Raw genomic sequence first — 10,765 nt, 5'->3', positions numbered from 1 at the left:
AACAGCACCTTGATCGACAGGCAGAACTGGATCGCCGCGTTCGAGAAGACCGGCGGGCGCCCCGGACGGCCCTCATGCGGCGCGTGCCAGCCCATCTCCTTGTCCAGCCAGATCAGCAGTGACCCGCGCTTCCCGAGCGCAGCGTTGTAGGCGGGCCAGTTGGTGGTGCGGTAGCGGGCGGGCTTGGGCTTGCTCATGCTGCCCGTCTAACCGCATGGATTCGCAAGGTGAATCCTGCACCGAGAGAGTTCTGCAACAACGCCCACCGGAGGCATCACCGAGGCGCTGCGGGCCGTCTATGAGCCCGCGAGGCATTTTGCCTCCTTTGCGATCTTCCTTGGCGTGGACTGGAAAACGGAATGGTTCGGCGCTGAGGAGGATTACCTTCTCGACCGCGATCTCCCTGAACTCGATCGCAAGGGGCGTCTGGAACGTTTCATCAGATTGTTCGAGGCCTGGCCGAAACTCGATCCATTTCGTGCTGGGGCTAGCGAGAAGCTACCCGCAACGGAGCCGGTGGTGGTGGAGGAGTCAGCCTCGGCGCAGCAGGACATGTTCGCCTGCGCCGGCTTCGGCGACAAACTCTTGCAATCCGGTACGGCAGGAAAGCGGCGATAGATCCCGAAACCCGCAGGCGCTGGAAGATGACCGGTTACGCAACGGCCGAGTGATGTCAGGCGTGATATCTTTTTCCCATTCAACGACACTTTCTCACCCGCCAGGGTGACGTGAATCATTGGCCCGTCGTTCAGACTGGGCTCACGGAAGCCGAAGTCAGGGAAAAACCGCACAAGCCATAGATGGCGCGGCAGCGATTCCCGGGGGCCGTCCGTCGGGCTGGTCATCCGATCAACCTGCTTCCAACCTCTTTGTCGCATGGAGGCTGACATGAGCGGTCTTGGACTCGATCTCTTCTGGAATCCCGATCGCGGGGACAATTATTGCACTGCCACCGAGGAAGGTCGACAATCTGCAAGAGATGCAGGCTATGCATGGATCAGGCGGGAGGGCTATACCTTTCCCGGCAGCGAACCTGGGGTGAAGCCGCTAAAGCTGTTCTGGAGTGCCGATCGCCAGGACAACATGACGGTCGCTACCCCCGAGGCCGAACGCGATGCACTTGCAGCCGGATACGACTTTGTCCGGGTAGAGGGCTACGTGAAGGCAAACTCAGAACCAAACACTCTCCCCCTCAAGCTCTACTACGGCAAGACAAGGGGCGATTACTTCCTGACAGCGACCGGGCTGGGAGAGACTGCGGCACTCGAAGCAGGATACGAATTTGTCCGAATAGAGGGATATGGCGCATTCGAACCATTCACGAGAAGTGCGAAGGTTCGGTCCGAAGTTGGAGCCGTCATTCCTCAGGACGGAGTCATGGAGACAACAGTGACCGTGGATCGAAATGGTGCTCTACAAGCATTCACGGAGACTACCAACTACGCCAAATTCTGGGGCTTCCAAGGCGGAGTCTTGGTTTTCTTCTCAGACGCCCAAGGCACCACGATCAGCGGCTATAACGTCAAGCGAGAGCCATATGGCGTTCAAGGAACCTTCTATGGCTTCAGCAGCCGGCGAGATCCGTGGAATGCACAAATTCCTGTTGGCGACGTCAACAGGATCGAACACGTCCACATCTTCCATTATCTTGTGGGTATCCAGCTCCAGCGGGAGATCCAGAGGATCACAGAACTTATCACCGCGAGCGCCGGTGCTGTTGGTGCTGTTGGCGGCATTGTCGCACAGATCAAGGCGATGGGTGGCCGAGGGCAGTGACAGCGATGTTGAATTCCCCGGCGGCAATGCCGCCGGGTCTTACCAATTGTGAAGGTTCAGGACCGGTTCGCAGGCCTGGAGCGCGCGCAGGAAATGGGCCCGCGTCGGTGATCCGGTCTTCTGGTAGATCGCCTTCATCTGCGTCTTCACCGTGTTCTTGGACACCTGCAGCCTAGTTGCTATTTCGGAGACCTTGAGCGGCTTCGCTGCCAGCACGGCGACCTTCGCTTCCGCTGCGGTCATGCCGAAAACCCGGATCAGGTCCTCCGGACGCGGTTCCGCTGTGCGCCCCGGCTCCTCAACGAAGAGCAGGACCCTGCTGCGCGGCGATAGGGCCGCAATCCCATCTCCCATGGCAAGCTGGGCCGTGATCCGGAGCTTGTGCGGCGAAGATCGCCGCGACGCCATGACCTGGACATCGATGGTCGGAGGAAAGCGGCTGGTCAGTTCCTTGACGCCAGCTTCCAGCTGCTTCTGGGCATTCGGATCCGACAGGACCAGGTGGTGATGCCAGCGTGCGAGTCCGCTCCATTCCTCCAGCATGGCCTCGCCCCGGCGGTTCGCGTGAAGGATCCGGAGATCGCGGTCGACCAGGAAAACAGCCTGGTTCAAGTTCTCGATCGCCATTCCGAAGGCGCTCACCTGCGCCTCCGCCATCCGGAGGGCACGGTGCATGCGCATTGCGCGCCCCACATGGTCGGCGAGGAGATCGACGGCCTTTCGTTCACGGGCATCAAAGTCGAACTGGTTGCGGCGCCGGCTCAGGACGAACAGGCTTCCGACTTCGTGGTCGGCTTGGGTGAGGCCGATCATCAGATGCTCTATGCCGTTCGGATCGAAGAACTGGACGGCAACCGGATGCCCGGGCAGGGCGGCATCCGGGATGAACTGCTTTCGATCGATCATCAGCCCGGGGCTCTGGATCGCCGCGCGGATGCCGGGGTTGTGCTCTGGCATGAGCAGTTCCGGTGGTGCCTTGAGATAGACCTCCGGATCGACGTCCTTCATCCAGAGCTGGCCGCTCGAGAAATTATCGACAGGTGCATGCACGATGGTTGCCCCGCAATCGAGGAAGTCGGAAATTTCCTGGACCACCTCGTGCCAGTGCTCAGGGCTGAGCGCGGCTTCATAGAGGGCGGAGACGCAACGCTCCATGGCCGACCCCGTGGCGCAATACCATCAGGCTAGCGAGCCGCGCCCGAGTCCACAAGCAGAGGATGCGTTTGCCGGCCGCGCCGGCCACGCAGTTGCGTCAGTTCTCTTTCAATGCCCGGCTGAAGTAGATGGCCAGCGGTGTAGGACTGCACGATTCAGCGAGACACCTTCGATAATCTCCGGCGAGGAGAAGGAGGGTGTGGTCTTGCCCCCGTTTCACCGGACACTCAGGCGGTTGCGGTTTGAGCTGCGATGAACTCGCGGGGTGAGCGCATCTTCAGCCCTGAGTGCGGGTGGTTTTCGTTGTAGTCGTTGATCCAGGCTCCGATCAATCCGAGAACGGTCTGTGCATCGGGCAGTGGCGTGACCTGAACGTAGTCGCGTTTCAGCGTCTTCACAAAAGCCTCCGAGATGCCGTTGCTCTGGGGGCTCTGCACCGGCGTGAAGCAGGGCTTCAGACCAATCTGACGGGCGAAGATCTGCGTGTCCCTGGCAATGTAAGGCGAGCCGTTGTCGGACAGCATCTCGATCACCGAGGGTGTGCGGTATGTGCCGAAGCGGCGCTCAACGGCCTCGAGCATGATGTCGCGGATCTCGGACCCGCTGATCCCGGCATTCACCACGGCCCGCCAGGCGATGATCTCGCGGTCATGGGCATCGATGATGAAGGCGCCGCGGACGATGTCGCCGTTCCAGCAGGTGAACTCGAACCCGTCCGAGCACCAGCGCAGGTTCGAGCGCATGACGATGACCTTGCCGTCGTGAACATGCTCGGGGCGCACGGAATACTTCCGCGCCAGCAGCAGGTTGTGGGCCTTCATGATCCTGTAGACCCGCTTGTGATTGACCGGCGTCAGGCTTTCCGAACGCAGCTGGCGGTTCAGGAGCGCCGTGATCCGCCGGTAGCCGTAGGTCGGCCGCGCCGCGACCAGCGCCGTGATCATTGGCACCACCGCCGCGTCCTGCGCCTTGTGATAGCGCCGACGCGCCTTCGTCCTGCCTTGCAGCCGGTCGATCAGGTTTGAACGGGCCACGCCCAAGGTGTCGGCCACGACCTTCACCGGAAATCCCCCTTCAGCGGCGACCGCGCGAGCAAGATCGGTTTTTTTGAGCGCGCCTTGTCCAGAGCCTCGCGCAATATCTCGGCCTCGAGCGTCTTGCGACCGAGCTGGCGCTCGAGTTCGCGGATCCGCTGCTGCGCTACAAACGGTCCCCCGGACCGTTTGCTTGACGCTTGCAGTCCATCTGGCGGACGGTCCGGTTGCTGGTCACATCGTCATCTTCGGACACGGCCACGGCTCCTCCGTCCAGCATCAGGCGACGCCAACGATAGAGCAGGTTCGGCGCAACGCCATTACGGCGAGCGACCACCGAAATGCTGGCCCTCTCGTCCAGCGTCTCCTCGACGATGCGGATCTTCTCGGCCGCGCTCCAGCGGCGACGGCGGCCGCCGTCGGTGATGATCTCAATCTCAGACATAAGCACGTGCTCAGGCATATGCCTAAGCCTCCATGACTATGCCCAGGTGTCCGGTCGAAAAGGGGGCCAGTTCAGGGTGCCGTCAATGACCAACGACCAGCGGGAGATCCGCCGCAAGCTGAGGATCCTGGAGCACGCGCAGACCAGCGGCGACGTCAGTCGAACCTGCCGCTACTTCGGAGTGGGCCGGGCCAGCGAGAGTGTCCTAAACTCTGTGTATCTGCGCCGATCCATGCGGTTTTCAGATACGTTCAAGCGGCGAAGCGCTCGCCGAACATTATGGCGAACTGGTTGCGGGCCGCAAACCATTCGCGGACGTTGCGGCCATCTTTTTCGAAGCTGCGGATTGCCAGATAGATCAGCTTTGTCGCGGCATCGTCGGTGGGGAACGAGCCCCGCGTCTTGATCGACTTGCGGATGACCCGGTTCAGGCTCTCTACGGCATTCGTGGTGTAGATGATCTTCCGGATCGCCGGATCAAAGGCGAAGAGCGGGATCACCTCGGCCCACGCCCGACGCCAGGCCGGGGCGATCGAGGCGTATTTCCCGGCCCATTTTTCCTCGAAGGCATCGAGTTCGGCGACGGCCATGTCGGCGGTCGCGGCGCCGTAGATCCGGCGCAGGTCGGCAGCCACCGCCTTGCGGTCCTTCCAGGAACAGAAGTCCAGGCTGTGCCGCACCAGATGAACAATGCAGGTCTGAACCATGGCCTGCGGGAAGGCTGCGGTGATCGCCTCGGGGAAGCCCTTCAGTCCGTCCACGACGGCAATCAGGATGTCTTGAACACCCCGGTTCCTGATCTCATTCATTACCGAGAGCCAGAACTTGGCCCCTTCGTTCTCGGCGATCCACAGGCCCAGAACCTCCCGCAGGCCGTCGCGGGTGACGCCGAGGGCCACGTAAACGGCCTTGTTCTTGACCATCCGACTGTCGGCGTCGCGGATCTTCACCCGCAGGGCATCGAAGATGACGATCGGATACATCCGGTCCAGCGCCCGGCTCTGCCATTCCCGCACCTCGTCCAGAACTGCGTCCGTTACGCGGCTGATCAGGTCGGGCGAGACCTTCAGGCCATAGAGATCGAGCAGATGCGCCTGGATGTCGCGGACCGTCAGACCGGCGGCATAGAGCCCAATGATCTTGTCATCCATCCCGTCGATGCGGGTCTGGCCCTTCTTCACCAATTCGGGCTCGAAACTGCTGTCCCGGTCGCGGGGCACCGCCAAGGGCAGTTCGCCATCCTGGCCCTTCAGCACCTTGGTCGTGGATCCGTTGCGCCGGTTCGTCTGGCCCGGCGGAGCGCTCTGGCCCTCCTCATAGCCCAGATGCGCGGTCAGCTCGGCCCCGTGTGCTGTCAGACCAATGCGAACTCGTCTCAGTGTTTGCAGCGGGACCAGCCCTTAGGCGGCGCCGAGTTGCCGCCACTCGGCGAGAGCGGCGGCTCGATTGGCTTTGAAGTGCTGACGGCGGGAGAGGCTGCGGTCCTGGTTGAAGTGGTTTGAGACGGAGGCGTGGACGGCGACGAACATCTGCAGGCTTCGCATGCGGCGGAAGCGGAGCATCGCTCGCTCTCGTCGCCGGAACGGTAGATGTGAGTTCTCGGCGCGATTGTTTGCATGCCGCGTACAGTCCTGCTTCGCGCCCATCCCGCACTCGCGCAGGGCCGCGCCGTAAGAACGAAGGCGGTCCGTCACGATCTTGGTCGGCGAGCCATACCGGCGCATCAGTTTCCTCAGGAACTTCAGCGCGGCCTTGCGATCCCGGGTCTTGGTCACCACGGATTCCAGCACCTCCCCTTCGTGATCAACTGCGCGCCAGAGGTAGTGCGTGCTTCCGTTGATCTTCACGAAGACTTCGTCCAGGTGCCAGCGCCACTGCGGTCCGGCACGCAGTCGCTGCACGCGCTGCCTGCGAATCTCGGCGGCAAACAGCGGGCCGAAGCGGTTCCACCAGAAGCGCACCGTCTCGTGGCTGATGTCGATGCCGCGTTCATGTAGGAGGTCTTCAACGTTCCTGAGCGACAGCGGGAACCGGACGTAGAGCATCACGGCCAGCCGGATGACCTCGGGCGACGTCTTGAAATAGCGAAAGGGCGAGCGTTGGGCCATATGGGAAGGGTAGGGCGGTCGCTCCCGCCCGGGCAAGCCGAGTTTATCTGACAGTGCCTCCGTCCGGGATCAGCGTGGGGCCGCTTGAGGCGCTTGCCCAGGCAAGCGGAAAATACCTGCTCGTCACCGGCACGCTCACTGCCGATCAGCGTTTCCGCCTCAGCAAGTACTTCCTCCAGATCCTCGCGGGCATCACCGGCGCACAGGTCGTTGTGGACCCGCGCGGCGACCTCGTGATCGGCCCGACGCATCGCATTCCGATCGACATCGCGCTTGCGGATCACGGCTTCGACACGATCCTGACCTCCCCGCTCGCCGAAGCGATCGATTTCACCCTGGAAGCGCCGGATGGCACCGTTCTCGATCCCGGTGCGGTTGCTTCCGGCGCCTTCGTGCTTCGCCCTGATCTGGCGTATTACCGGTTGCCACTCCCGCATGGCGGGCCGGGCCGCCCACTCCATGCTGGCCGCTGGCACGCCCTGCTTCGTCTTGACGAAAAGCGCCTGAGAAAGCTCCTCTCTGATGATGTCGACCGGGAGCGGGTATTCCGCGAGTTGCGGCGAGGCGCGGTGGCCTACAATCTCGTCGCGCATGCCTATTCGACGCTGGTGATGCATGCCCGCCTTTCCCGGGCGGTCGTCCAGCCAGGAGAGACTTCCAGCATTACGGCAGCGCTTACCGAATACAGCGTCCCGGTGGATCGTCGCGCAGCGGTATGGGCAGAAGTGACATCGCCAGATGGTTCTCTTTCGAACGTGTCGCTGACGGAAGTCGGCGCAGGAACCTTCCAGGCGCAGATTCCAACTTTCTCACCCGGGCTTTATCCCCTGCGCATACGCGCACGCGGCACCTCGCTCGGCGGTATCCCCTTCACGCGCGAGGCGGCGCTCAGCCTCGTGGCACAGCGAGGCCATCCCGATCCGCGGCCCGGTGACAGCGATGGTGTGGGCGGGGTGCCGTGGGATCTTCTGGAATGCCTGCTCGGTCATGCCAAGGAGGGGTTCATGGGCCTTTCGCCCGAAGAAATCCGGAAGTGTCTGGAGATGGTGCGTCCCCGGAGGAATGCTGCGGTCTTGCGGGAGCCATCCGGCGAGATCAGGCAGCCTCTCACCGCATTGCGGCAGGAGATGGCTCAGCCTGACCTGCGGCCAGATCTGCGGAACCTGCGACTTGCCGAGCCGCCTCAGCCGCCCGAACCGGTGGAAGATGTCCATCGACATGTTGAGGGCGAGCCGATGTTCGGCCTGAGCCCGCAGGATCTTGAGGAAGCAGATCGGCTCCGACGCGAAGAGGGCGAGGCACCCGGCGAGGCACCTGGCGAGCCGCCGAAGCCGCCGAGAAGGCGTGTCCGCCCCAGACGTGGAGGCGACGATGACCGATGATGTGCATATCCCGGTGGCAGGGCATGATGCCCATGATGCGATGCAGGACCATGGCGCGGCGCATGGCCATGATGGGCACAGCCAGCTGGGCGCCGGCTACGGCCGACCCCTTGCCGTGCCGCAGCCAGGCCGCGTGCCATACACCCTCTCCGGAGATTTTCTCGAGGTCTGCGACTGCTTCACCATCTGCCCGTGCTGGACGGGGCGCAGCCCGGATAATGGCGAATGCACCGGCGTCTTCGCCTGGGCGATCAGGGAAGGACAGATCGACGGCCTGGATATGGCCGGCCGCAGGGTGGTGAGCGTCTCGACGCATGAGGGCCATCGCGATGGGGCCGATCAGCAGGTGCTGCTCTTCGTCGATGACGGTGCCGGAGACAAGGAAGCCCGGCTTCTTGTCGGGACATTCTCTGGAATTTTTGGAGGGCCGCTGGGGGATCTCGGTCGCATTCTGGGGACACTTCTTGGCGCGGCTCGCGCGAAGATCGAACTGGATCTGTCGGGACGACGGGCAAGGCTCTCTGTCGGGCGCGTTATTGCTGCGGAAAGCACGCCTGTGATCGGCGCCACGGGACGGGCAACGCAACTCAGCGACGCGCGGCTGTCCGCCGTGCTTGGCGATCCTGCCGAGGTCGGAGTCGCCCGGTCTCTCAAGGTGGCCTTGCCGTGGCACGGCCTTGATATCGATCTGAGGGAGCGAAGCGCCATGCGTGGCCCCTTCGCCTACACCCATGATCCCGCACGGGAAGCCTGACCTGGAACCTTTGCGCAGCATTGCCGCGGCAGGGCCAGGACGCCTCACTCTTGCCGGTCTCGCGCTTGCGGTCATTTGCGCGGGACTCCTGACGCTTCCTCCCGGCGCAGGGTGGCTTCCTGATGCGGGAAAAGCGCCCGGGGCTGGCCTGCGCCTTCTCGCGGGAGCCGTGGTCTTTGCCTGGCTCTGGTCCCTCATGGTCGGAGCGATGATGCTTCCCTCCGCGCTGCCTTTTCTTGAGGTTCTGGCCCGGGTCGGTGGCAGTGCCGCGGCCGGCTTCGGCGGTGCTGGATTCTGGGCTGCCTGGCTTGCTGCGGGCGCCGCATTCTCGACGCTACTGCTGGTCCTGGAGTCGCCGCTTGGGACCCTGCCGCCGGGCGGGGCGGAACGCCTCGCCGCGGGCGTCCTCGTTGTCTCCGCCCTTTACCAGATCTCGCCCCTTGCCAGTGTCTGCCAGCGCGCATGTCGAAATCCCTTCGGCCTTGTTGCCCGCCATTGGTCAGGAACCGAAGGACGCACCGGGGCAGCCTTCCGCTGTGGGTGGAGCTACGGGATCACCTGCGTTGGGTGCTGCATCCCGATGATCGGTGTCATGGCTCTGGTCGGCATGGCCGATCCACGCTGGATCTTCGTGCTTGCGGCAATGACCGCAGGGCTCAAGAACCCGAGGTGGGGTCCGAGACTGACTGCGCCCGTCTTCTTGGTCTTGCTGGGTGCCGCGGTTGCGATAGTGGCAGGCTACTGGACGCCGGAACTCCGGTCCCTGCGATCGCTCTGCGGCCTGTGACGGCATTTCTGCCGTGGAGGCGGACAGCAATGTGCCAGGACCCCGTTCCAGAAAAAGATGCCCTGCTGGAACAATCCCGCGGGATATTGAAGGACCTGGTGAACAATAATTTCGGTGAACCGGAGAGCATTGCATCATGGCTCCGCCGTCACTACCGGAGATGGAGGACGTTTTTACAGGGCGCTCTTGTGGTTCTTGTCATTGTCATCCTGGCGGCCTTCCCGGCATCAGAATTGCATCAATTGCACGGCGCTTCGTCAGATGGCCAAAGCCTTGGAAAGCCCGAAAATAAGGGTGTGTTCGAGTTGGTGGTTGATGTCTTGACTGCGCTTGTTGCATTCATTGGCATTTGCATCGCATACAGCCATTGGCGCCGTGACAAGCGCAGCGCGTCGTTTGACAGTTACTACAGCCGGCTCGATATTGCCAATCAGAGGTACGATATCTGGATGCGGTGTTCCCGCGAGAAGAAAATCAGTCCCCTGGAGTGCGCAATTGATAATGAAGTGCAGTCTCACTGCTATAACATGTTCGTCTTTTCTGAACTTGACAACCTGGAATATGCCATAGGCAAGTACAAGCACGATTTCATTGACGATGAACTTGCGTCCCGAGCGGTCAAGCATTTCCTTCTGCGCTGCGCAGATCACAGATTTCGCAAAGCAGCTGCCGCGCGTGCAATCGACGGCGCCTACATGAAATATACGAGATTAGCCAGCGACACGTGTCGCGATCACATGAGCGAGGCGGTCAGATCCCGGTCAGATTCAACTCGAGATTAGGCGCTTCTCCATTTTTTCAGGCGTTCGTGTCGGCGCGCGGCTTTATGGGGCGGACACGAATTTCGCCTGGCGGATACAGGTCAGAGGCCGCCGGCCGGGAATTGCATATCCAACACGTATCACATCTCTCGCTGGCTCTTGAATCAAATCCACAGGAGGCAGTTTCTTCAAGGGCAGGAGTCGCAAAACCGCCAATGCACCCGGCTGTTCGAGGGCCCACGCACATGAAGCGATACATCCTCTCTGTGGCCATCTTCGCTCTTGTTTTCTACCAGCTGAGGCGTTGTTGCAGAACTCTCGGCGGGAAGGATTCACCTCACGAATCCATGCGGTTAGACGGGCAGAATGAGCAAGCCCAAGCCCGCCCGCTACCGCACCACCAACTGGCCCGCCTACAACGCTGCGCTCGGGAAGCGCGGGTCACTGCTGATCTGGCTGGATAAGGAGATGGGCTGGCACGCGCCGCATGAGGGCCGTGCGGGGCGCCCGCCGGTCTTCTCGAACGCGGCGATCCAGTTCTGCCTGTCGATCAAGGTGCTGTT

The 10,765-nt window shown here is 62.2% G+C and carries 10 protein-coding genes and 3 pseudogenes; 8 read left to right on the top strand and 5 right to left on the bottom strand.

The window, feature by feature from the left end; all coding sequences use genetic code 11:
* On the bottom strand, positions 1-197 hold a 197-nt coding region (locus ACFFII_RS10505), incomplete at its 3' end, for a transposase (RefSeq protein ID WP_377698847.1).
* A 145-nt stretch (positions 198-342) separates the two neighbouring features.
* Between ACFFII_RS10505 and ACFFII_RS10500 the strand changes: the two genes are divergently transcribed.
* Together ACFFII_RS10500 and ACFFII_RS10495 are read left to right on the top strand one after the other, a co-directional pair.
* Positions 343-618: a hypothetical protein gene (locus ACFFII_RS10500; RefSeq protein WP_377698846.1), complete on the top strand. Its 276-nt coding sequence runs from the start codon at positions 343-345 to the stop codon at positions 616-618.
* Between the two features lie 270 nt (positions 619-888).
* The gene (locus ACFFII_RS10495; protein ID WP_377698845.1) at positions 889-1,776 is read left to right on the top strand and encodes a hypothetical protein; all 888 of its coding nucleotides are present in this window, start codon (positions 889-891) and stop codon (positions 1,774-1,776) included.
* 39 nt (positions 1,777-1,815) lie between these two features.
* Here ACFFII_RS10495 and ACFFII_RS10490 read toward each other — a convergent pair whose 3' ends face one another.
* On the bottom strand, positions 1,816-2,931 hold the full coding sequence (locus ACFFII_RS10490; RefSeq protein ID WP_377698844.1) for a helix-turn-helix transcriptional regulator: 1,116 nt from the start codon (positions 2,929-2,931) through the stop codon (positions 1,816-1,818).
* Positions 2,932-3,158: 227 nt separating this feature from the next.
* Positions 3,159-4,428 (bottom strand): annotated as a pseudogene (locus ACFFII_RS10485) (IS3 family transposase).
* A gap of 67 nt (positions 4,429-4,495) precedes the next feature.
* On the opposite strand from ACFFII_RS10485, the pseudogene ACFFII_RS10480 reads away from it, so the two are divergent.
* Positions 4,496-4,606: pseudogene (locus ACFFII_RS10480) on the top strand (IS481 family transposase); the annotation flags it as partial.
* A 55-nt stretch (positions 4,607-4,661) separates the two neighbouring features.
* Here ACFFII_RS10480 and ACFFII_RS10475 read toward each other — a convergent pair.
* Positions 4,662-5,753, bottom strand: a pseudogene (locus ACFFII_RS10475) (IS256 family transposase); the annotation flags it as partial.
* 57 nt (positions 5,754-5,810) lie between these two features.
* Positions 5,811-6,518 (bottom strand): IS6 family transposase, encoded by a 708-nt coding sequence (locus ACFFII_RS10470; protein ID WP_377698843.1) that lies wholly within the window; start codon positions 6,516-6,518, stop codon positions 5,811-5,813.
* 74 nt (positions 6,519-6,592) lie between these two features.
* On the opposite strand from ACFFII_RS10470, the gene ACFFII_RS10465 reads away from it, so the two are divergent.
* The 5 genes from ACFFII_RS10465 to ACFFII_RS10445 all read left to right on the top strand — a co-directional run.
* A complete protein-coding gene (locus ACFFII_RS10465) occupies positions 6,593-7,900 on the top strand; it encodes a hypothetical protein (protein ID WP_377698842.1) in 1,308 nt (435 codons plus the stop codon).
* Positions 7,890-8,654, top strand: a complete 765-nt coding sequence (locus ACFFII_RS10460) for a DUF1326 domain-containing protein (protein ID WP_377698841.1) — start codon at positions 7,890-7,892, stop codon at positions 8,652-8,654. Before ACFFII_RS10465 ends, ACFFII_RS10460 begins: the two co-directional genes overlap by 11 nt.
* A complete protein-coding gene (locus tag ACFFII_RS10455; protein ID WP_377698840.1) occupies positions 8,632-9,441 on the top strand; it encodes a DUF2182 domain-containing protein in 810 nt (269 codons plus the stop codon). Before ACFFII_RS10460 ends, ACFFII_RS10455 begins: the two co-directional genes overlap by 23 nt.
* Positions 9,442-9,470: 29 nt before the next feature.
* Positions 9,471-10,223 carry a hypothetical protein gene (locus tag ACFFII_RS10450; protein ID WP_377698839.1) on the top strand — a complete coding sequence of 251 codons (753 nt, stop codon included), beginning with the start codon at positions 9,471-9,473 and terminating at the stop codon, positions 10,221-10,223.
* Positions 10,224-10,568: 345 nt separating this feature from the next.
* Positions 10,569-10,765, top strand: a 197-nt coding sequence (locus tag ACFFII_RS10445; protein ID WP_377698838.1) for a transposase, incomplete at its 3' end; no start/stop codon positions are given.

The organism is Paracoccus niistensis (assembly GCF_042432925.1).
Taxonomy (GTDB): domain Bacteria; phylum Pseudomonadota; class Alphaproteobacteria; order Rhodobacterales; family Rhodobacteraceae; genus Paracoccus; species Paracoccus niistensis.
Note: the sequence above shows the minus strand (reverse complement) of the source record. Positions and strands in the feature narration are given on the sequence as shown.

Bases quoted from the DNA above. Each gene is read 5' to 3' on its own strand.
- ACFFII_RS10495 (WP_377698845.1), top strand. From the start codon at position 889: ATGAGCGGTCTTGGACTCGATCTCTTCTGGAATCCCGATCGCGGGGAC.
- ACFFII_RS10490 (WP_377698844.1), bottom strand. From the start codon at position 2,931: ATGGAGCGTTGCGTCTCCGCCCTCTATGAAGCCGCGCTCAGCCCTGAG.
- ACFFII_RS10470 (WP_377698843.1), bottom strand. From the start codon at position 6,518: ATGGCCCAACGCTCGCCCTTTCGCTATTTCAAGACGTCGCCCGAGGTC.
- ACFFII_RS10460 (WP_377698841.1), top strand. From the start codon at position 7,890: ATGACCGATGATGTGCATATCCCGGTGGCAGGGCATGATGCCCATGAT.
- ACFFII_RS10455 (WP_377698840.1), top strand. From the start codon at position 8,632: ATGATCCCGCACGGGAAGCCTGACCTGGAACCTTTGCGCAGCATTGCC.
- ACFFII_RS10450 (WP_377698839.1), top strand. From the start codon at position 9,471: ATGTGCCAGGACCCCGTTCCAGAAAAAGATGCCCTGCTGGAACAATCC.